Genomic DNA, 21,377 nt, shown 5'->3' with positions numbered 1-21,377 from the left:
TACCCAGCGTATCCGCAAGCCGTATGGGCGTATTACGTGACGCTGACGGAACTGAGATGCCCTGCTTTTGTCGGTGCCGTTGTGTAGCGTCGATTTTCCAGAGGGCGAGAGCGGGAGTGTGGGGTCGTGTCAGCTGAAGCCGTTGCCTCGCAGGCGCGGACGAGCAGGTCGAACCTGGTCGGTCGCGCCGTGCAGGTGTTGCGCAGTCGTGAGGAGGCTGAGGCGTACGTCGCCTCGGTCTGTTTCAAGCACGGGCCGCCCCGGTTGCTCGGTGTGGAGCTCGAGTGGCTCCTCGCCCGCCGGTCGACAGCCGCGGGCCGATTAGATGTGGCTTCGCTCGTCGCCGCGCTCGGTCCGCACACCCCGCCCAGTCTTGATCCGTCCTCGCCGTCGTCCGCCTTGCCCCTGGGGTCCGCCGTCACGGTCGAGCCCGGCGGTCAGGTGGAGCTCGCCACTCGTCCGTTCGACACGCTTCAGGCCCTGGTCGACGCCGCCCGGTCCGATGCGTCGTACCTGCTCGGTCGGCTCGCCGCGCAGGATTTGAGTCCCTGGCCCTTCGCGGCCGATCCGGTCTCCACACCGCACCGCCTGCTCACCGTTCCTCGCTACGCCGCGATGGAAGCCGCGTTCGACCGGTTGGGCACCGAGGGCCGCAGCATGATGTGTTCCACGGCGGCGGTCCAGCCCAGCCTCGACCTCGGGGAGCGGTCCGACCTGTCACTGCGGTGGTCGGCTCTGCAGCTGTTGGGCCCGGTGTTGGTCGCCGCGTTCGCCAACTCTCCGGAGCTGCACGGCAGGCGGACCGGCTGGAAGTCCTCGCGCATGGCGGTGTGGCTGGCGCTGGACCCACCGAGGACGGCGCCGCCCGATCCGGTCGAGGACGACCCGGTCGGTGCCTACGCGCGGCGCGCGATGGACGCCGGGCTGATCTGCCTGCGTCGTTCCGAGCAGTCCTGGGAGGCGCCGCCCGGCGTCACGTTCGGCGGCTGGCTGGCCGGCGCACTGCCCCAGCCACCCACGACCGACGACCTGGACCTACATCTGAGCACGCTGTTCCCGCCGGTGCGGGCACAGGGCCACGTCGAGGTGCGCTACATCGACGCCCAGGCCGGTGACGACTGGATCGTGCCGGTCGCCGTGCTCGCCGCGCTGATGTCGAACCCGGCGACGACATCGGCGGCGGCCGATGCCTGCCTGCCGGTTGCGGGCCGCTGGACCGACGCGGCGCGGCACGGTCTGGCCGATCCGGAGCTGGCCAGGGCCGCGGTCACCGTTTTCACGCTGGCCGCCGAAGCGCTGCCGGGCCTGATCGGGCCGGGGGAGGTCCGCGAGCGGGTGGAACGGTTCATCGAAAGACACGTCCTGCGCGCGCGCTGTCCGGCCGACTCGGTGCTGGCCGGTGCACGACCGAACGATTCCGACACCACGTCGAACAGGAGGGCCTGATGACCGCGCAACCGGAGACCCGTACGCCGATGAACGAGCTGACGGCCGAGCAGCTCCGTAGTCACGTGGCGCGTGAGCTGGGGCGCAGCCGGGCCCGCAGCACCGCGCTGACCGAGGCGGTCGACGAGACGGACCTGGTCCGTCAGCACTCGCCGCTCATGTCGCCGCTGGTGTGGGACCTGGCGCACATCGGCAGCCAGGAGGAGCTGTGGCTGGTCCGTGACGTGGGCGGACGGGAGCCGCTGCGCCCGGAGATCGACGGGCTCTACGACGCGTTCCAGCACTCGAGGGCCAGCCGCGTCGACCTTCCGCTGCTGACCCCGGGGGAGACGCGCAGCTATGTCGCGGACGTCCGGAACCGGGCGCTGGACGCACTGGAACACAGCCCGCTCGCGGGTCGGCGGCTGGAGGAGCACGCCTTCGCCTTCGGCATGATCGTGCAGCACGAGCAGCAGCACGACGAGACGATGCTGGCGACCCATCAGCTCCGGTCCGGCGCACCGGTGCTGCATGGCGAACCGGTACCGGAGCCAGTCGGTGGACCCATCCCCGCCGAGGTCTTCGTCCCGGCTGGGGCGTTCAGCATGGGTACCTCGACCGAGCCGTGGGCGCTGGACAACGAGCGGCCGGCCCACCGGGTCGAGCTGCCGGCGTTCGTGATCGACGCCACACCGGTCACGAACGGTCAGTACGCGGAGTTCATCGCGGCGGGCGGCTACGAGGACCCGCGCTGGTGGAGCACGGAAGGCTGGCAGCACCGGGGTGAGGTGGGTCTGGAGGCCCCCGCGTTCTGGCAGCGCGACTCGACCGGTGAGTGGTGGCGGCGCAGGTTCGGTGTGCTCGAGCCGGTCCGGTCGGACGAGCCGGTCGTGCACGTCTGCTTCCACGAGGCGCGGGCCTTCGCGGCGTGGGCCGGCCGTCGGCTGCCGACGGAGGCCGAGTGGGAGAAGGCCGCCCGGTGGGACCACGAGACAGGGCGTTCCCGCAGGTACCCGTGGGGTGACGAGGAACCCACACCGCGGCACGCCAACCTGGGGCAGCGGCACCTCGGACCGGCGCCGGTCGGCGCGTACCCGGGGGGAGCATCGGCGCTGGGCGTCCACCAGCTGATCGGTGACGTGTGGGAATGGACGTCCTCGGGATGGCATCCGTACCCGGGGTTCGAGATGTTCCCGTACCCGGAGTACTCGGAGGTGTTCTTCGGCGGCGACTACCGGGTCCTGCGCGGTGGTTCGTTCGGGTCGGACGCCTCGGCCGTGCGGGCGACCTTCCGTAACTGGGACCACCCCATCCGGCGGCAGATCTTCTCCGGGTTCCGCTGCGCCAGGGACGCCACGCCGAGCGAGATCGACAACGGGCGGGTGGGGTAGCGGGTGTGCCGGCACCTGGCTTACCTGGGGCCCGCGCGCCCGCTCGCGGACCTGATGCTGACACCGGAGTACGGGCTGCTCCGGCAGTCCTACGCCCCTCGGGACATGCGGGGCGGAGGCACGATCAACGCGGACGGGTTCGGCGTGGGGTGGTATCCCGGCGCCGGGCCGGCCGCGCCCGTCCGGTACCGGGTCGACCGCCCGCTGTGGAGCGACCAGTCCTTCGCCGACATCGCCGCCGCGACCGAGACCGGCGCGATGCTCGCCGCGATCCGTTCGGCGACGGTGGGCATGCCGGTCGTGGACACGGCCAGCGCCCCGTTCACGGATGGCCGCTGGCTGTTCAGCCACAACGGCGTCGTGACCGGGTGGCCGTCGTCGGTCGTCGCGCTGGCCGCGGAGCTCCCGGTGACCGACCTGATGACCCTCGATGCGCCGACGGACTCCGCGCTGCTGTGGGCGATGGTCCGGCACCGGCTGCGGTCGGGCGAGGAGCCCGAGGAGGCGGTGGCGGGCGTGGTCGCCTCGGTGGCGAAGGCGGCGCCGGGCTCGAAGCTGAACTTGCTGCTCACCGACGGCACCGCGATCTACGCCACGGCATGGCGTCATTCGCTGGTGACCCGCACCGCGCCGGGCTCGGTGACGGTCGGGTCCGAGCCGTTCGACGACGAGTCCGGCTGGACACCGGTGCCCGAGGGGCATCTCGTGATCGGCCGCCCCGGATGCGTCGACACGGTGCCGATCACCGCCGCCGCGAAGCTAGCCCACCCACACCGCCACAACACCGGCTGAGCACCGGAGAACAGGTGAGACCACTGCGCACACTGCTGCCCGAGTCAGCTCCGCGAGTCTGGAGACGGTGTTCCGGCGAAGGCAGCCCCAACCCAGCAACAAACCCAACACAGCTAAGTCGACAACAACAAACCCAACAACAGCTAAGTCGACAACAGCTAAGTCGACAACAGCTAAGTCGGCTCCGCGAGTCTCCGAAGGAGTTCCGGCGAAGGCCGGCGTAGTGAATGTCCGCAACCAATGTCGCCAACGACCAGGGCGGCTCCCAGGGTGACAACAAGCGCGCGCTCAACCGAGGAACGAGGTTTGTTTTTCTGGGAGCACCCCAGCGAGCGCTTGCGCGAGCCGGGGTGGTCACAGAAAAACTCCGCGCGGAAGCCGCCGGAAGGACAGCCCAAAGGTTAGGAGTCAGATGACCACCGCTGTACTCGACATCTATCTCACCGAGGCCGACGCGGAGGCGGAGCTGCGCTCCGATGCACGCACCGGCCTCACCGCGATCCCCAAGGTCCTCCAGCCGAAATGGTTCTACGACGCCACCGGCAGCGAGATCTACGAGAAGATCACCCAGCTGCCCGAGTACTACCCGTTCAATGCCGAGCGGGAGATTCTGCACACGAACGCCGCGCGGATCGCGGCGGCGTCCGGCGCGGAGACGCTGGTCGAGCTGGGATCGGGTTCGTCGGAGAAGACCCGCCTGCTGCTCGATGCCCTCGCCGACACCGGGACGTTGCGCCGCTACGTACCGCTGGACGTGTCGGAGGCGGCGCTGCGCGAGGCGATGGGTGCGTTGGCGGTGGACTATCCCCAGCTCTCCATCCACGGCATCGTCGGTGACTTCACCCGGCACCTGGGCCAGATCCCCACCGAGGGTAAACGGATGCTGGCGCTGCTCGGCGGCACGATCGGCAACCTGGAACCCGCCGACCGGGCGGTCTTCCTGCGTTCGATCCGGCAACAGCTCGCGGCAGGGGAGCAGCTGTTGCTGGGCACCGGGCTGGTGATCGACCCGGGTGTGATGGTCCCGGCCTACGACGACGCGCAGGGAGTGACAGCTGACTTCAATCGGAACGTCCTGCGCGTGCTGAACCGTGAGCTGGGCGCGAACTTCGACGTGGACGCGTTCACCCACCTCGCGCTGTGGAACACCGAGCGTGAGTGGATCGAGATGCGGCTGCGCGCGACCCGCAGCATGATCGTGCACGTCGCGGAGCTGGGGCTCGACGTGCCGTTCGCGGTCGGCGAGGAGATGCGTACGGAGACCTCGGCGAAGTTCCGCCGGTCCGGGGTGCGCGACGAGCTGGAGTCGGCCGGTTTCGAGCTCACCGAATGGTGGACGGACTCCCAGGACCGGTTCGCGCTGTCCCTGGCCACCGCCCGCTAGCGGAGACGACAGTGCCCTCGCCCGCCTGAGGCGGACGAGGGCACTGTTGCTGTGCGTCGGCTCAGGAAGCGAGCATGCGGCGCAGGACGTACTGCAGGATGCCGCCGTTGCGGTAGTAGTCGGCCTCACCGGGGGTGTCGATGCGGACGACCGCGTCGAACTCCACCTTGTTGCCGCTCTCACCGGTCGCGGTGACGTGCACCGTGCTCGGCGTCGAGCCGTCGTTCAGCGCCGTCACGCCGCTGATGTCGAACGTCTCGGTGCCGTCGAGGCCCAACGACGACGCGCTCTCGCCCTCGGGGAACTGCAGGGGCAGCACACCCATGCCGATCAGGTTGGACCGGTGGATCCGCTCGAACGACTCGACGATCACCGCGCGGACACCGAGCAGCGCCGTGCCCTTGGCCGCCCAGTCACGCGACGAGCCGGACCCGTACTCCTTGCCGCCCAGCACGACCAGCGGGGTGTTCTGCTCGGCGTAGTTCTGCGCGGCGTCGTAGATGAACGCCTGCTCGCCGTTCTGGGTGAAGTCCCGGGTGTAGCCGCCGCTCACGCCACCGTCGACGATCGCGTCCAGCAGCTGGTTGCGCAGCCGGATGTTGGCGAACGTGCCCCGGATCATCACCTCGTGGTTGCCTCGGCGGGACCCGTAGGAGTTGAAGTCCTTCTTGTCGATGCCGTGGTCGTTGAGGTACTGCGCGGCCGGGGTGCCCGCCTTGATGGCGCCGGCGGGGGAGATGTGGTCGGTCGTGACCGAGTCACCCAGCAGGGCCAGCACCCGCGCGCCGGAGATGTCCGTGACGTCGGACGGCTCGACGGCCATGCCGTCGAAGTACGGGGGCTTGCGTACATAGGTCGACTCGGCGTCCCAGTCGAAGACCTTGCCCTCGGGCGTGGGCAGCGCGCGCCACCGGTCGTCGCCCTTGAAGACGTCGGCGTAGTCCTTGGTGAACATCTCCTGGCTGATGGAGCTGTCGATGACGTCCTGGACGTCACGCGGGCTCGGCCACAGGTCGGCGAGGAAGATCTCCTTGCCGTCGGTGCCGGTGCCCAGCGGCTGGTTCTCGAAGTCGAAGTCCATCGTCCCGGCCAGCGCGTAGGCGATGACCAGCGGCGGCGACGTCAGGTAGTTCATCTTGACGTCCGGGTTGATCCGGCCCTCGAAGTTGCGGTTGCCGGACAGCACCGAGACGACCGACAGGTCTGCCTCGTTGACCGCCGCCGAAATCTCCTCGGGCAGCGGGCCCGAGTTGCCGATGCATGTGGTGCAGCCGTAGCCGACCAGGTGGTAGCCCAGCTTCTCCAGGTAGGGCCAGAGACCGGACTTCTCGTAGTAGTCGGTGACGACCTGAGAACCGGGCGCCATCGACGTCTTGACCCACGGTTTGACCGCGAGACCGGCGTCGACGGCGTTCTTGGCCAGCAGCGCCGCGCCGAGCATGACCGACGGGTTCGACGTGTTGGTGCACGAGGTGATCGAGGCGATCACGACCGCGCCGTGGTCCAGCTCGAACTCGCGCCCGTCGGCCAGCTTCACCGGGGTCGGCTCGCTGATCCGGCCGTGTGCGCCGTGTGCTGCGGAGATCGGCTCACGGGGTGCCCCGTCACCGTTCCCGCCGCCGGAGCCCGGGGCCGGTGCGTCACTCGCCGGGAAGCTCTCCCTGCTGGACTCGTCGACCGACGACTCGCTGACCGCGCCCTCGGCGTAGTCCTCCAGCGCGCTGCGGAAGGCCTCCTTCGACTCGGACAGTGCGATGCGGTCCTGCGGGCGCTTCGGCCCGGCGATCGAGGGAACGACCGTGGACAGGTCGAGCTCGAGGGTCTCCGAGTAGTGCGCCTCGTGCGACGGGTCGTGCCAGAGGCCCTGCTCCTTGGCGTAGGCCTCGACGAGCGCGAGCTGCTCGGTGGAACGGCCGGTCAGGGTCAGGTAGCGGATCGTCTCGTCGTCGATCGGGAAGATCGCGCAGGTCGAGCCGAACTCGGGGCTCATGTTGCCGATCGTGGCGCGGTTGGCCAGCGGCACCGCCGCGACTCCCTCGCCGTAGAACTCGACGAACTTGCCGACGACACCCTGCTTGCGCAGCATCTGGGTGATGGTCAGGACCACGTCGGTCGCGGTCGCGCCCGGCGGGATCTCGCCGGTCAGCTTGAAGCCGACGACCTTCGGGATGAGCATCGAGACGGGCTGGCCGAGCATGGCCGCCTCGGCCTCGATACCGCCGACGCCCCAGCCCAGCACACCGAGGCCGTTGACCATCGTGGTGTGGCTGTCGGTACCGACGAGGGTGTCCGGGTAGGCCTGGCCGTTGCGGGTCATGACGGTGCGGGCCAGGTGCTCGATGTTGACCTGGTGCACGATGCCGGTGCCCGGCGGGACGACCTTGAACTCGTCGAACGCGCCCTGGCCCCAGCGCAGGAACTGGTAGCGCTCCTTGTTGCGGCCGTACTCGAACTCGACGTTGCGCTCGAAGGCGTCCGGGGTGCCGAACACGTCGATGATCACCGAGTGGTCGATGACCAGCTCGGCGGGCGCCAGCGGGTTGACCTTGCTCGGGTCGCCGCCCAGCTCGGTGACGGCCTCGCGCATGGTGGCGAGGTCGACCACGCAGGGCACACCGGTGAAGTCCTGCATGATGACTCGGGCCGGGGTGAACTGGATCTCGGTGTCCGGGTCGGCGCTGGGATCCCAGCCGGCCAGAGCGCGGATGTGCGCCTCGGTGACGTTGGCGCCGTCCTCGGTGCGCAGCAGGTTCTCCAGCAGCACCTTGAGGCTGTAGGGCAGTCGGTCGGCGCCGTCGACGGCGGACAGTCGGAAGATCTCGTGGTCTACGCCGCCGACACTGAGGGTGCCGCGCGCGCCGAAACTGTCCGGGGCCTCAGTGCCTGCCGGGTCTGTGGAACTCACGTCGCGTCCTCTCCTGAAGTGCCGATTCTCACCGATCAGGCCGATCGGGATCGGGTGGTGGTACGGGCGTCAAGGCCAGTCTGTCGCACGCTGCTGAACGCGACTCACCAGGCCTGCTGCTTCAAACAGTACGCGCGTACTGCTTGGCTGTCCAGTTGGGGCCCGGGTGTCGGTACCACGTTTTGCCTGCACGGAGTGAGACAGTCGGAGTCTGTCGATCACGGATGTGTGGGGAGGGCCGGAGTGCGTTCCATCCGCGTACCCGCCCAGCGCATCGGGTTGGTGCTGGCGGTGGTGGTCGGCACGCTGATCGCGGGCGCCGGCGTGAGCGTGGCCGATCCCGCTCCGCCGCCGCCCAGCCCGGCTCCGCCCAACCCGAGCGACCAGCAGCTCGACCAGAGCAAGAAGGACATGTCCTCGGCGGCGGCGCAGGTCGGCACGCTGACCAACCAGCTCGCCGCGGCGCAGGCCAAGGCCGACGAGCTGGGCGGCAAGCTGGAGATTCGGCAGGAGGCGGCCAACAAGGCGCTGGTCGACCTGCAGACGGCCCAGGACGCCGCCGCGGCCGCGGCCGCCCGCGTTCAGGCCACGCACACCGAGACCGAAGCGGCGGCGGCCGCGATCGAACAGGCGCACGTGCGGCTGGATCAGTTCATCGCCGTCATCTACGAACAGGGCGTCGACACCGGGTCGCTGGGCCTGCTCGCGCAGGCGGTGACGCCCGACGACGTGGTGGAGCGCGCGGAGCTGCGGGAGTCGGTCGCGCGTGAGCAGCAGGACGCGATGGACTCCATGCGTCGCGCCCAGATAGCGAAGGTCAACGCCGACTCGCTCGCCAGGGCCGCCCAGGACGAGGCGCGTGCGAAACGCGCGGCCGCCGCCGGCGCCAAGCTCACGGCCGACGGCGCGGTGGCCACCGCGCGGGCCGCCGTCGCCGAGGGCATGGCCCAGCTTCGTCAGGTCGACCAGCAGCGCGAGGACATCGAACACCAGCTCGACGTGCTCACCGCGAAGGACAGCACGCTACGCGCGCAACGTCAGCAGTACCTCGACTACCAGGCCCAGGTCGCGGCCGCGGCCCGCGCGGCCCAGGCTGCCGCCGCGGCCAAGGCTGCCGGCGCATCGGTCGGCGGCGGCGGGGGTGTGCAGACCGTCATCAGCCGGGCCCTGTCCCAGATCGGCGTGACCTACGCCTGGGGCGGCGGGAACGGTGGCGGTCCGACCAAAGGCATTCGTGACGGTGGCGTCGCCGACGACTTCCGCGACTACGCCAAGACCGGCTTCGACTGCTCCGGGCTGATGATCTACGCCTTCAAGGCCGCCGGGATCGGGCTACCGCACTACAGCGGGTACCAGTACAACAAGGGGCGGAAGGTGCCGATCTCCCAGATGCAGCCCGGGGACATGTTGTTCTGGGCCGACGGCGGGACGATCCACCACGTGGCGCTGTACATCGGCGACGGGAAGATGGTCGAGGCCCCCTACTCGGGCGCGAAGGTGAAGATCAGCCCGGTCCGCTACCAGGGCCTCATGCCCTACGCAACCCGCGTCTTCTAGCCCCTCGTGAGTGATGAGGCCGTCTACCCCGAAGGGGCGCCGCAGGCGTAGCCGGAGTGGGCACTCACGACAGCTTCATCGTCGTGAGGGTCCAGTCCGGCTATAGGCGGCCTCAGCACTCACGAGGACCCCGAGGCTGTGCACTCTGTGCACGCGGTCGGGACCACGGCTCGGTGAACCCCGTGCCCGGCTCCAAGGCATCTCGGCTTCGCCGTCGACCGTGAGTGGCGAGTGGTCCTATAGCAACCCTCAGCACTCACGACGAAAAGCGTGTCGTGAGTGCTGAGGGTTGCTACGCCTTCGGCGCCCCTTCGGGGTAGAACCACTCGCCACTCACGGGGGAGTGCTGCTTCACCTTGGTTATACGGGCCAGGCGGTTGGGTGCTCGGGTAGACCGGGGGTGACCCTCGGGTGGAGGGAGATACACGGTGACCAAGCCGGAGCAGCCCGGTTCGGAGGGCAAGACCGAGGCGCAGAGCGGTGTGCCGAGCCCGGCGAGGGAGGGTGAGCTGCTCGAACGCACCGTGTTCGAGGTCAAGCGCGTCATCGTCGGACAGGACCGGCTCGTCGAGCGCATGTTGGTCGGACTGCTGGCGAAGGGGCATCTCCTGCTGGAGGGTGTTCCCGGTGTCGCCAAGACACTCGCCGTGGAGACGGTGGCCAAGGTCGTCGGCGGTTCGTTCGCCCGGCTGCAGTTCACCCCGGACCTGGTGCCCGCCGACATCCTCGGCACCCGCATCTACCGGCAGGGGCGGGAAGAGTTCGACGTCGAGCTCGGGCCGGTGGTCGCCAACTTCGTCCTCGCCGACGAGATCAACCGGGCGCCAGCCAAGGTTCAGTCCGCGATGCTCGAGGTGATGGCCGAGCGGCACGTGTCGATCGGTGGCAAGACCTTCCCGATGCCCGACCCGTTCCTCGTGCTCGCCACCCAGAACCCGATCGAGAACGAGGGCGTCTACCCGCTGCCGGAAGCTCAGCGCGACCGGTTCCTCTTCAAGATCATCATCGAGTACCCGAACGTCGAGGAGGAGCGCGAGATCATCTACCGGATGGGCGTCGAGGCTCCCGTCGCCGAGCAGGTGATCTCGCCGACCGAGCTGGTCCGGCTGCAGAAGGTCGCGTCCCGCGTCTTCATGCACCACGCGCTCGTCGACTACGTGGTCCGGCTGGTCGTGGCCACCCGGACCCCTGCCGAGCACGGTCTCGATGACGTCGCCGGCTGGGTGTCCTACGGCGCCTCGCCGCGTGCCAGCCTCGGGATCGTCGCCGCGTCGCGCGCGCTGGCGCTGGTCCGGGGCCGTGACTACGTGCTGCCGCAGGACGTGATGGACGTCGCGCCGGACGTGCTGCGCCACCGGCTGGTGCTGTCCTACGACGCGGTCGCCGACGCGGTACCGATGGACCACATCCTGTCCCGGGTCCTGCAGACCGTGCCGCTGCCGCAGGTCAGCTCGCGTCCGCAGTACGCGGCAGCGCAGTGATCGGGCGGGTCGGGATCGGGCTGTGAGCAAGGCGAACCAGGGCCCGCCCAGCCTGCGGGACGGCAAGCTCGAGGCCGCGCTGCGGACGCTCGAGCTGACGGTCCGTCGCAGGCTGGACGGCCTGTTGCAGGGCAATCACATCGGGCTGGTCCCGGGACCGGGCAGCGAGCCGGGCGACGCGAGGCCGTACCAGCCCGGCGACGACGTGCGTCGCATGGACTGGGCGATCACCGCCCGCACCACCGAGCCGCACATCCGGCAGACCGACGCGGACCGCGAGCTGGAGACCTGGGTCGTGGTCGATCTGTCGGCCAGCCTGGACTTCGGCTCGACGGTGTGCGAGAAGCGCGACCTCGCGATCGCGGCGGTCGCCGCCGTCGTGCACCTGACCCGGGGTGGCGGCAACCGGATCGGCGCGCTCGTGTCCACTGGCGACAAGACGATCCGCATCCCGGCGCGCGGCGGTCTCGCCCACGCGCGGGGGCTGATCCGCAAGATCGCCCAGACGCCGAGGGCGCCGGAGGGCACTCGGGGCAGCCTGGCGCAGGCGGTCGAGCAGCTGCGGCGCCCGCCGCGCCGCCGAGGACTGGCCGTGGTGATCTCCGACTTCCTCGGTGAGACCGACTGGGAGCGGCCGCTGCGCGCCCTGTCGGCGCGGCACGACCTGCTCGCCGTCGAAATCCTCGACCCCCGCGATCTCGAGCTGCCGGAGGTGGGCACCGTCGTGCTCGCGGACCCGGAGACCGGACGTCAGCGCGAGGTCGACACGACGCCCCTGCTGTGCCGGGAGTACGCGGCGGCGTCCGCCCAGCATCGGGAGCGGGTCGCCACGGCACTGCGCCGGTGCGGCGCGGCGCACCTGACGTTGCGGACCGACGGTGACTGGATTGCGGACGTCGTGCGTTTCGCGGTCGCCCGCAAGCGGCAGTGGTCGGACGGTTCGCAGACCCGGCCGGTCAGCTCCGGAGGGCGCCCGGCGGTGGTCCGATGAGCTTCACCGATCCCTGGTGGCTGTTGTTGCTGGTGGTCGTGGCCGGTTTGGTGGTCGCGTACTGGCTCATGCAGAAGCGCCGCCAGCGTGACGTCCTCAAGTTCAGCAACCTGGAGACGCTGGAGAAGGTCGCGCCGGCCCGTAACCGGTGGTTGCGACACGGGCCCACCGCGCTCATGTTGGTGGCACTCGTGCTGCTGACCATCGCCTCGGCCGGCCCGACAGCCGAGGCCCAGGTCCCGCGCAACCGGGCGACCGTGATCCTGGTGATCGACATCTCGGAGTCCATGCGGGCCACCGACGTCGCGCCGTCCCGGCTGCTCGCGGCGCAGACCGCGGCCAAGGCCTTCGCCGACCAGCTGACCCCGGGCATCAACCTGGGCCTGATCTCGTTCGCCGGGACCGCGGCCGTCCTGGTGTCACCGACGGTCGACCGGGCACCGGTGAAACGCGCGATCGACGGTCTGCACACCGCGGAGTCGACCGCGACCGGTGAGGCCATCTTCGCCGGGCTGCAGTCCATCGACAGCTTCTCCCAGGCGCTGTCCGGCGGCGGCGAAGGTCCGCCTCCGGCACGGATCGTGCTGATGAGTGACGGTAAGCAGACGGTGCCCGGCCCGGATGGGGAGAACGAGCCGCGCGGCTCGTTCACCGCGGCGCGCAAGGCGGCCGAGAAGAAGATCTCGGTGTCCACGATCTCCTTCGGCACCCTGTTCGGGATCGTCGACATCAAGGGCCAGCGGATTCCGGTCCCGGTGGACGACGCATCGCTGCGGCAGGTGGCACAGCTGTCCGGTGGCCAGTTCTTCACCGCGGCCAGCCAGCAGGAACTGCAGCAGGTGTACGCGACGCTCGGGCAGCAGATCGGGTACGAGACCAAGCAGGTCGACATCAGCGGGCGCTGGCTGGTCGCCGGCACGCTGCTGGCGATGCTCGGCCTCGCGGGCGCGTTCGCCCTGGGCCGGCGTCTGCCATGACGGACCTGCCGTGACAGACCTGACCGTGACTCACCGCGCGAAGCTGGATAGCCTCGCGCGGTGAGTCGAAGCGTGCTGGTCACCGGAGGCAATCGAGGAATCGGCTTGGCGATCGCGACAGCGTTCGCCGAACAGGGGGACAAGGTCGCGGTCACGCACCGTGGTTCGGGTGCGCCCGACGGGCTGTTCGGCGTGCAGTGCGACGTCACCGACACCGACAGTGTGGACGCGGCGTTCACCGCGATCGAGGAGGAGCACGGCGCGGTCGAGGTGCTGGTGTCCAACGCCGGCATCACCGACGACACGCTGCTGATGCGCATGGGTGAGGACCAGTTCACCCGCGTGGTGGACGCCAACCTGACCGGTGCGTACCGGGTGTCGAAGCGCGCCGCGCGCGGCATGCTGCGGGCCCGCACCGGCCGGATGATCTTCATCTCGTCCGTCGTGGGTCTGAGCGGTTCGGCGGGCCAGGTCAACTACGCGGCGTCGAAGTCCGGGCTGGTCGGCCTCGCCCGGTCGATCGCGCGCGAGCTGGGCAGCCGGTCGATCACCGCCAACGTGATCGCGCCCGGGTTCGTGGACACCGACATGACCGCCGAGCTCGGCGAGAAGCGGCAGAAGGAGATCCTCACCCAGATCCCGCTGGGCCGGATGGCCTCGGCACAGGAGATCGCGGGCACGGCGACCTGGCTGGCGTCGGACGCCGCGAGCTACATCACCGGTGCGGTCATCCCGGTCGACGGTGGCATGGGCATGGGGCACTGAACTGATGTTGTCGAAACCAAGACTGGAGACACGTACGTGACGGGGCTTCTCGAAGGCAAGCGCATCCTGGTGACCGGCGTGATCACCGACGCGTCGTTGGGTTTCCACGTCGCCAAGGTCGCGCAGCAGCAGGGCGCCACGGTGGTGCTGACCGGGTTCGGGCGGATGCGGCTGGTCGAGCGCATCGCGCAGCGCCTCCCGGAGGCCGCGCCGGTCCTCGAGCTGGACGTGACCGACCAGAGCCAGCTCGACAGCCTCGCCGAGCGGGTCTCCGAACACGTCGACGGCCTGGACGGTGTGCTGCACTCGATCGGCAACGCGCCGGCCTCGTGTCTGGGCGAGGGCGCGTTCATGAACGCGCCGTGGGAGGACGTGGCCGCGACGCTGCAGGTGAGCGCGTACTCGTTCAAGTCGCTGGCGACCGCGTGCCTGCCGTTGATGTCCGAGGGCGGCTCGGTCGTCGGGATGGACTTCGACAACCGCCAGGCGTGGCCCGCCTACGACTGGATGGGCGTGGCGAAGGCCGGTCTCGAGTCGATCTGCCGCTACCTGGCGCGTGACCTGGGCCCGAAGGGGATCCGGGTCAACCTGGTCGCCGCCGGCCCGGTCAAGACCATGGCCGCGAAGTCCATCCCGGGGTTCTCCGCGTTCGAGGACGCGTGGGACGAGCGCGCGCCACTCGGCTGGGACGTCACGAACGCCGAGCCGGTCGCCAGGACCTGTTGTGCGCTGCTGTCCGACTGGCTGCCGGTGACGACCGGTTCGATGGTGTGGGCCGACGGTGGGTTCCACGCCATCAGCGTGTGATGGACGCCGACGCGCTGCTGTTGCTGTCGTTCGGCGGCCCGGAGGGGCCTGACGACGTCCTGCCGTTCCTGGAACGGGTCACCAGCGGTCGTGGGGTGCCCAGGGAGCGGCTGCTGGAGGTGGCGAAGCATTACGACCACTTCGGTGGGGTCTCGCCGATCAACGCGTGCAACCGCGCGCTGATCGACCGCATCCGGACCGCGCTCGCCGAGGCCGGGATCGACCTGCCGGTGTACTTCGGCAACCGCAACTGGCATCCGCTCGTCGAGGACACCCTCGCCGAGATGACCGCCGACGGCGTGCGCAGGGCACTGGTGATCGCCACCAGCGCCTACGGCGGCTATTCGGCGTGCCGGCAGTACCACGAGGACATCGAACGGGCCCGCGCCGCCGTCGGCGACGGCGCTCCCGAGCTGGTCAAGCTGCGGCACTTCTTCGATCATCCGGAGTTCATCGCGTCGGCGACGGACGCGGTGCGGGCGGCGTTCGAGCAGCTACCGGAAGCCGAGCGCGACGCCGCGCGGCTGGTCTTCACCGCGCACTCCATCCCGACGGCCGCGGACGTGGCCGCCGGGGTGCCCGCCGAGGGCGGCCACCGCTACTCCAGGCAGGTCGCCGAGGCGGCCCGCCTGGTCGCGGTCGAGCTGGGCGTGCCCGAGCATGACGTCGTGTGGCAGTCACGGTCCGGTCCGCCGAGCGTGCCGTGGCTGGAGCCGGACGTCGTCGACCACATCGCGGTGCTGCACGCCAAGTCCGTGCCCTCGGTGGTGATCTGCCCGATCGGGTTCGTCAGCGACCACGTCGAGGTCGTCTGGGACCTGGACAACGAGGCGCGTGAGTGGGCGGTCGAGCACGACATGGGCTTCGCCAGGGCGGCGACCGCCGGGGTGGACACGCGGTTCGCCCGGATGGTGGTCGAGCTGGTCCGGGAACAGACCGAGGGGGTCGCGCCCCGGGCGCTCGGTGAGGTCCCGTCCGCGGGATGCGGGGTCAACGGTGCGCCGTGCGCGGTCGACTGCTGCCTCCCGGTGCGCAGGCCCGCCCGTTAGGACTTCGGGAGGCGCAGCAGGGCCTGGACGGCCTCCGCCGCCCGGCCGGGTGGAGTCCCGGCCAGGCTCACCGCGTTGAGCGCGCCGAAGATCAGGTCGCGGACGAGCCGTGGGGCCACGTCGCCGGGAAGCACCCGCGCCGCCTGCGCGTCGGTGACGATCACGGTCCATCGTTCGACGTAGTCGCGGCGCAGCTTCCGGAAGGCGTCGGCGCCTCCCTCGGGTGTGGCGGACGACAGCACGACGAGCGTGTAGTCGCTCAGCTCGTGTACCGCGGTCGCATGGGCCCGGATGGCGGCCGCGAGACGGTCGGCGGGCCCCGCGCCCTCGTTGACCGAGGCGATGGCCGTGTCGAGGCACTCGTGGGTCGCCCGAAGGCCTTCCTCCAGCATCGCCTCGATGAGCTCGTCCTTCGAGCCGAAGTGGAAGTAGATGCTGCCGGTCTTGAGTTCGGCGGCGGCCGCGATCGCGTGGAGGCTGGCGCGCGCGACGCCGTGGCGGGCGACCTCGGTCGCCGCGGCGTCGAGCAGGCGCTTGCGGGTCCGCTCGCCCTTCGTGTCCTGGCCGCCCGGCACGGCTCAGCGACCCTTCGACGAACCGCGGTGCAGGCCGATCTGCTTCATCAGGCCCAGCAGGTCGTAGGTCGCGTAGAGGCGGCAGGCACGCTCACCCCGGAAGTCGAACACCTCCAGGCCGGAGAACTCGAACGCCCGCCCGGTGCCCTCGATGCCCGGCGGGTCCATCCGGCCGCTGAAGTGGCCGGTGCCGGTCCAGCTGAAGGCGGCTCGTGCGATGTCGTCGGAGAACAGGGGAGGGGCGGTGACCTGCCACTCCAGGTCGGGGTAGGCGCCGAGCACGTAGGTGATGTAGTCGTGCGCCGCCCGGTGGCCCCGCACCAGCATCCCGGTGTGGCGGGTGGTCGGGCTGTCGAGCACGAAGTCCTCGGTGAGCAGCGCGGAGACCCGTTCCGGCCGGTTGTTGTTCCAGGCGTCGAGCCAGCCCTCGTACCACTCGACCGCGAAACGCCTGTCCAGCGGCGCGGTGTCCGGTTCGGTCTGTTGCACGGTCATCGTGGCGGCACCTTCCGTCAGAAAACTAACAGTTGGTTAGAATCTAACAGATCGCCAGTTTATGCGCCGCGCGATTCCAGGTAGTCCTTCGCGCGGCGGAGCTCAGCCCTGACCTCGGCGGGCAGTCGTTTCGCCAGCACCGGCTGGAGCAGCCAGCGCAGCACCGGCGAAAAGGTGAACCTCAGCTGTCGATCCACGCGCGTGCCACCCGCGACCTCGGTGACCTCGAAGGTGGCGTGGAAGCTCGCCAGCCGGGTCCAGGCGGACGGCACCAGCCCGATGTCGATGCGCCGGCCAGGGGTGAGCTCGATCCACTGAACCACGGCGGCGCCCGGGATGCGGATGCCGCCGAGTTTGGGCCGACAGGCGAACTCGACCCGGTCACCCTCACGCCGGGCCCACAGCACCGGGCGGATCTTGTCGTCGATCTCCTGGTAGCGCTCGATGTCCATGACGAACTCGAGCATCGCGTCCGGTGTGCATCGGACGGTCTCCCGCGCGGTGGCGGTCAGTGTCGCTGTCGGCATAGTGAGAGAGTACTCTCTCACCATGATCGAGTCGAGCGAGATGTCGACGAAGGAACGGCTGTTGGAGGCCGCGACGGGGCTGTTCGCGAGCAAGGGCTACGCCGCGACCTCGGTCGCGGACATTCAGCTCGCGTGTGGCCTGACCGGCGGGTCAGGGGCGCTGTACAAGCACTTCCGGTCCAAGCGAGCGCTCCTCGAAGCGATCGTCGACCGGCACGTCGCCACCATGGCGGGCGGTGGCGAGCGGTTCCTCGCCGAGCTGCCCGACGACCCGAGGCAGGCACTGCGCCTGATGGTCACCGCGGTGTGGACCGGCATCGACCGGGACCGCGAGCCGCTGCGGGTGTTGCTGCGCGACCTCGACCCGTTCCCCGACCTGCTGGAGCGGATGTGGCGAGGCGTGCTCGGCTTCGTCTACGGCGGGCTCACCAGCTGGGTGGTCGGCGAGTGCGAGCGGGGCAGGCTCACCGTGGCCGACCCCGCCGCCACCTCGGCGGTGCTGTTCGCCTCGCTGACCTACTACCGGCTGCTGGACGTCCTGATCGGCAGGGTGCCGGGCGACATCGACCCGGAGCGCTTCGCCGACGCCTGGGTGGACCACGCTGCGGTGGTGCTCGGAGTCCCCTGAACCACGGTGCGGAACCAGCTCGCACAGACCGAGTGCACGCCGCACAGAGGCCCCAGCCTCTGTGCGGCGTAGAGAACCTCTGTGCGAGCGTGCTAGTGGCGGTCCGCGCTTCCGACCAGGACCCTGACCGCTTCGGCCACCGCCGCTCTTCTCGCCACCCGGATCGCCGTCGCCAGAGGGCGTAGAGCGTCGTCGCGGGCCGCGGCCGCCGTCGCGGAGAGAGCGCCGCCCGGGTCGTCCGCCGACGCGGCCAGCAGGATCGCCTCCACCTCGTCGGCGTGCTGCAGCACCCGGAGGCTGTGCGCCGGCATGCCGTCCGGCCAGAAGGAGTGGGCGCGAGCGCGCAGGGTGTCGGCTATCTCCTCGCGGACGCCCGGACGGTGCCGCGCGACCCCGAGCGCCGCGAGAGCGGCCGCCGAGTTGCGCACCTGCTCACGCAACGAGTGCTCGGCCTCGCGCAACGACACGTACTCCTCGGGCGGGGTCGGCTCCGGCACCGGGTGCAGCGTCCATCGGGTCAGTCCGCCGCCCAGCGCCTGGGGGATCAGGCCGTATCCGATGTCGGCGAACAGCAGACCCTCGCCGCGCTCGATGACCGACGTGCTGAACGGCCCTGGGCCGGGTAACCCTCGGATGTCGCCGGGTGCGGTGAGCACCATGCGCACCGAGGCGGGGGTGCCGTGGCCACGCAGCCTGCGTAATGCGGCCAGCAGGAACGTCACCGAGGTCGGTCGGTCGGTGGGACCGGGCAGATCGGTCGCCAGTGCGGTCGGCTCGTCCGAGGTGAGCACGTCGTGCGCCTCGCCCCACGGCTCGAGGGCATCGAGCACGTCGTCGGGCGCGGCGGCACCGCTCAGCCAGGCGGAGAGCCAGACTGCCATCGTCGCGGAAGCGCAGGGCACGGGCGTCAGGCTAAACGGCATTCCCCGGCGTGGCATCACGGCCAAGTGGGTGACACGCCGATAACGTCCTTTAGTCGTGGACCGAATGGAGGAGGATGCGCACCCACCGCTACAGCGACCCGCTCGCCTCGGGCGCAGGTAGGCGCAAGGAGATCCCGACCGTCACCGCCGAACCGGGCCTCGTCGTGGAGGATCCCGCGAGTGGCTTCTGCGGCGCGGTGATCAGCGTCGGCAAGGACGGAGCCGTCCTGGAGGACGGCAAGGGCAGGCGCCGGATCTTCCCGCTGAAACCGGCAGGATTCCTGATCGACGGCAAGCCGGTGACGATGGTGCGTCCGGCCGCGCCCAAGGTCGGACCGGTTCGGTCGGCATCCGGCTCGGTGCGCGTCGAAGGGCTGCGCGCCCGTACCGCGCGCGGCAGCCGCATCTGGGTCGAAGGCATCCACGACGCCGCGCTCGTCGAGCAGGTCTGGGGACACGACCTGCGGGTCGAGGGCGTGGTGGTCGAGCCGTTGCACGGGATCGACGACCTGGCGGGCGCCGTCGCCGAGTTCGGGCCGGGTCCGGACCGCAGGCTCGGCGTGCTCGTCGACCACCTGGTCGCCGGCACGAAGGAGACGCGCACCGCCGCCTCGGTGGCCGGACCGCACGTCCTGGTGACCGGCCACCCGTACGTCGACGTGTGGCAGGCGGTCCGGCCGTCGGTGGTGCGCATCCCGCGCTGGCCGGAGATCCCCATGGGCACCGACTGGAAGACCGGTGTGTGCGAGGCACTCGGCTGGGGCGAACCGGCGGACGGGGCCCGGCGCGTTCTCGGCGCCGTGCGCGGGTTCCGCGACCTGGAGACGCCGCTGATAACGGCCGTCGAGCAATTGATCGATTTCGTCACCGGCGCGCCCTGAGGTCTGGCAGTATCGAGCCATGCCGCTCGAGGCTTGGCTCTGGCTCGTCGGAGGCATTCTGCTGATCGGCGTCGAGCTGCTCACCGGCACTTTTGTGCTCGTGATGCTCGGCGCCGGCGCACTGGCCGCCGGCGCGGTCGCCGCTGTGCTCGACCCGCCCGCCCTGGTCGACGTCGCGGTCTTCGCGATGGTCTCGGTCGTGCTGCTGTTCGGTGTGCGGCCCGCGTTGCGCAGGCGTCTGTACGTCGAGCTGGAGCCGTCGGGCAACGACCCGATCGGCCGATCCGCGCTGGTGGTCCACCGGGTCGACCGGGACGGCGGGCAGATCAAGATCGAGGGCGAGCTCTGGTCGGCGAAGTCGCTCGAGACCGACCGGGTCTTCGAGCCGGGCGATCGGGTGACCGTCATGCAGCTGTCCGGAGTGACCGCTGTGGTGTCGACCGAGCTGTGACGAGGTCCCGGCCGAAGCGCTCGGCGGGGCCATGGGGGAAGGGACGGAGATGCTCGACATGGGTACCGGAGGAGCAGGTCTCCTGCTTGTGGTCGCCTTACTGGTGTTGCTGGTGATCATCATGATCGTCAAGTCGGTCCAGATCATCCCGCAGGGCTCGGTGGCCATCGTCGAGCGGCTGGGGCGGTACAAGACGACCAAGCAGCCTGGGCTCTGTTTCCTGATGCCGTTCGTGGACCGTGTCCGGCAGCGGGTGGACATGCGGCAGCAGGTCGTCTCGTTCCCGCCGCAGCCGGTGATCACCCAGGACAATCTGACGGTGCGGGTCGACACGGTCGTCTACTACACGGTCATCGACCCGAAGAACGCGCTGTACGGGGTGGCGAACTACCTGGACGGCGTGCAGAACGTCACCACGACGACGCTGCGCAACGTGGTCGGCGGCATGAGCCTCGAACAGAGCCTGACCTCGCGCGACCAGATCAACACGGTGCTGCGCGGCGGGCTGGACGAGGCGACCGGGCAGTGGGGCATCCGCATCAACCGCGTCGACATCAAGGCGATCGAGCCGCCGGCCACGATCACCGAGTCGATGGAACAGCAGATGAAGGCCGACCGGCAGAAGCGCGCGATGATCCTGACCGCCGAAGGGCAGCGGGAGTCCGCGATCCGCACCGCGGAGGGGCAGAAGCAGGCCCAGATCCTGTCCGCCGAGGGTGCGAAGCAGGCGGCGATCCTCGGCGCCGAGGCGGAGCGGCAGGCCCAGATCCTGCGTGCCCAGGGTGACCGCGCCGCTCGGTACCTGCAGGCGCAAGGACAGGCGAAGGCGATCGAGAAGGTGTTCGCCGCGATCAAGGCCGGGCGCCCCACGCCGGAGCTGCTCGCCTACAAGTACCTGGAGACGCTGCCGCAGATGGCGCAGGGCGAGGCCAACAAGGTCTGGCTGGTGCCGAGCGACTTCGGGAAGGCGCTCGAGGGCTTCACCCGGATGCTGGGCGCTCCGGGTGAGGACGGGGTGTTCCGCTACCAGCCCAGTCCCGACGACGCACCGCGCTACGCGGCGTCCGACGAGGACGACGACATGGACGACTGGCTGGACACGAGCACCGATCCGGAGATCGCGCGCGCGGTCGCGGAGGCCGAGGCACAGGCCCGCCAAGAGGTGCCGTCACCCACGTCGCCGGAGCAGCTGCGACAGGACGGGCTCAGCGACACGGGGACCGGATACGGGTCCTACGGCGGGGAGCAGGAGTACTCGACCGACGACTGGCAGGAGCCGTCGCGCTGAGCGATCCGAACTCGTGACCTCGTCGATTGCGCATACCGTGCGTCGAGGCACCTGGAGGTAGCAGACTGGCCCGGCGGCCGGCGCT

The 21,377-nt window shown here is 70.1% G+C and carries 20 protein-coding genes; 15 read left to right on the top strand and 5 right to left on the bottom strand.

The annotated features are described in order from the left end of the window. The first annotated feature begins 126 nt into the window (after positions 1–126). The 4 genes from egtA to egtD all read left to right on the top strand — a co-directional run bounded on the left by egtA (position 127) and on the right by egtD (position 4,992). Positions 127–1,446 carry an ergothioneine biosynthesis glutamate--cysteine ligase EgtA gene (gene egtA, locus G406_RS43820; protein WP_156934615.1) on the top strand — a complete coding sequence of 440 codons (1,320 nt, stop codon included), beginning with the start codon at positions 127–129 and terminating at the stop codon, positions 1,444–1,446. After that, positions 1,446–2,816, top strand: a complete 1,371-nt coding sequence (gene egtB, locus G406_RS0100325; RefSeq protein ID WP_028932225.1) for an ergothioneine biosynthesis protein EgtB — start codon at positions 1,446–1,448, stop codon at positions 2,814–2,816. Before egtA ends, egtB begins: the two co-directional genes overlap by 1 nt. 3 nt (positions 2,817–2,819) lie before the next feature. Next, entirely contained in the window at positions 2,820–3,608 is a 789-nt protein-coding gene (egtC, locus tag G406_RS43815; protein WP_051341245.1) for an ergothioneine biosynthesis protein EgtC, read from the top strand. 412 nt (positions 3,609–4,020) lie between these two features. After that, entirely contained in the window at positions 4,021–4,992 is a 972-nt protein-coding gene (egtD, locus tag G406_RS0100315) for an L-histidine N(alpha)-methyltransferase (RefSeq protein ID WP_028932224.1), read from the top strand. Positions 4,993–5,053: 61 nt separating this feature from the next. Here the strand turns inward: egtD and G406_RS0100310 are convergent, their stop codons facing one another. Beyond that, a complete protein-coding gene (locus G406_RS0100310) occupies positions 5,054–7,897 on the bottom strand; it encodes an aconitate hydratase (RefSeq protein ID WP_028932223.1) in 2,844 nt (947 codons plus the stop codon). A 243-nt stretch (positions 7,898–8,140) separates the two neighbouring features. Between G406_RS0100310 and G406_RS0100305 the strand changes: the two genes are divergently transcribed. The 7 genes from G406_RS0100305 (at position 8,141) to G406_RS0100275 (ending at position 15,524) form a co-directional block, all read left to right on the top strand. After that, a complete protein-coding gene (locus G406_RS0100305; protein ID WP_028932222.1) occupies positions 8,141–9,454 on the top strand; it encodes an NlpC/P60 family protein in 1,314 nt (437 codons plus the stop codon). Between the two features lie 428 nt (positions 9,455–9,882). Then, complete coding sequence (locus G406_RS0100300) at positions 9,883–10,935, top strand: AAA family ATPase (RefSeq protein WP_028932221.1); 1,053 nt, start codon at positions 9,883–9,885, stop codon at positions 10,933–10,935. 22 nt (positions 10,936–10,957) lie between these two features. Continuing rightward, positions 10,958–11,926: a DUF58 domain-containing protein gene (locus tag G406_RS43810; RefSeq protein ID WP_051341244.1), complete on the top strand. Its 969-nt coding sequence runs from the start codon at positions 10,958–10,960 to the stop codon at positions 11,924–11,926. Next, positions 11,923–12,903 (top strand): VWA domain-containing protein, encoded by a 981-nt coding sequence (locus G406_RS0100290; protein WP_028932220.1) that lies wholly within the window; start codon positions 11,923–11,925, stop codon positions 12,901–12,903. The genes G406_RS43810 and G406_RS0100290 overlap by 4 nt, the downstream gene beginning before the upstream one ends. Before the next feature lie 60 nt (positions 12,904–12,963). Further along, the gene (gene fabG, locus G406_RS0100285) at positions 12,964–13,668 is read left to right on the top strand and encodes a 3-oxoacyl-ACP reductase FabG (RefSeq protein WP_028932219.1); all 705 of its coding nucleotides are present in this window, start codon (positions 12,964–12,966) and stop codon (positions 13,666–13,668) included. A gap of 36 nt (positions 13,669–13,704) precedes the next feature. Continuing rightward, complete coding sequence (fabI, locus tag G406_RS0100280; RefSeq protein ID WP_028932218.1) at positions 13,705–14,475, top strand: enoyl-ACP reductase FabI; 771 nt, start codon at positions 13,705–13,707, stop codon at positions 14,473–14,475. Then, complete coding sequence (locus tag G406_RS0100275) at positions 14,475–15,524, top strand: ferrochelatase (RefSeq protein ID WP_028932217.1); 1,050 nt, start codon at positions 14,475–14,477, stop codon at positions 15,522–15,524. The genes fabI and G406_RS0100275 overlap by 1 nt, the downstream gene beginning before the upstream one ends. On the opposite strand, the gene G406_RS53510 is transcribed toward G406_RS0100275, so the two are convergent. Genes G406_RS53510 through G406_RS0100260 form a run of 3 tightly spaced genes read right to left on the bottom strand, consistent with a single transcriptional unit; the run spans position 15,521 to position 17,121 of the window. Then, a complete protein-coding gene (locus tag G406_RS53510) occupies positions 15,521–16,099 on the bottom strand; it encodes a TetR/AcrR family transcriptional regulator (protein WP_051341243.1) in 579 nt (192 codons plus the stop codon). The genes G406_RS0100275 and G406_RS53510 overlap by 4 nt on opposite strands. 3 nt (positions 16,100–16,102) lie before the next feature. Beyond that, positions 16,103–16,594, bottom strand: coding sequence for an ester cyclase (locus G406_RS53505; RefSeq protein ID WP_028932216.1), 492 nt, complete (start codon positions 16,592–16,594; stop codon positions 16,103–16,105). A gap of 59 nt (positions 16,595–16,653) precedes the next feature. Further along, positions 16,654–17,121: an SRPBCC family protein gene (locus G406_RS0100260; protein ID WP_028932215.1), complete on the bottom strand. Its 468-nt coding sequence runs from the start codon at positions 17,119–17,121 to the stop codon at positions 16,654–16,656. A 22-nt stretch (positions 17,122–17,143) separates the two neighbouring features. Here G406_RS0100260 and G406_RS0100255 point away from each other — a divergent pair, with 22 nt between their 5' ends. Next, the gene (locus tag G406_RS0100255; protein WP_051341242.1) at positions 17,144–17,749 is read left to right on the top strand and encodes a TetR/AcrR family transcriptional regulator; all 606 of its coding nucleotides are present in this window, start codon (positions 17,144–17,146) and stop codon (positions 17,747–17,749) included. Between the two features lie 92 nt (positions 17,750–17,841). Here G406_RS0100255 and G406_RS0100250 read toward each other — a convergent pair whose 3' ends face one another. Further along, positions 17,842–18,651 carry a hypothetical protein gene (locus tag G406_RS0100250; RefSeq protein ID WP_028932213.1) on the bottom strand — a complete coding sequence of 270 codons (810 nt, stop codon included), beginning with the start codon at positions 18,649–18,651 and terminating at the stop codon, positions 17,842–17,844. A gap of 95 nt (positions 18,652–18,746) precedes the next feature. Between G406_RS0100250 and G406_RS0100245 the strand changes: the two genes are divergently transcribed. Genes G406_RS0100245 through G406_RS43795 form a run of 3 tightly spaced genes read left to right on the top strand, consistent with a single transcriptional unit; the run spans position 18,747 to position 21,292 of the window. Then, complete coding sequence (locus tag G406_RS0100245; RefSeq protein ID WP_028932212.1) at positions 18,747–19,553, top strand: DUF3097 domain-containing protein; 807 nt, start codon at positions 18,747–18,749, stop codon at positions 19,551–19,553. A gap of 19 nt (positions 19,554–19,572) precedes the next feature. Continuing rightward, positions 19,573–20,004, top strand: a complete 432-nt coding sequence (locus G406_RS0100240) for an NfeD family protein (RefSeq protein ID WP_028932211.1) — start codon at positions 19,573–19,575, stop codon at positions 20,002–20,004. 58 nt (positions 20,005–20,062) lie between these two features. Then, positions 20,063–21,292, top strand: coding sequence for an SPFH domain-containing protein (locus tag G406_RS43795; RefSeq protein ID WP_084215729.1), 1,230 nt, complete (start codon positions 20,063–20,065; stop codon positions 21,290–21,292). Positions 21,293–21,377: the final 85 nt, after the last annotated feature.

This window comes from Actinospineispora spinosispora DSM 44797 (genome assembly GCF_000429025.1).
In the GTDB taxonomy this organism is placed as follows: Bacteria; Actinomycetota; Actinomycetes; order Mycobacteriales; family Pseudonocardiaceae; genus Pseudonocardia; species Pseudonocardia spinosispora.
This window is presented reverse-complemented; position numbering and strand designations above follow the sequence as displayed.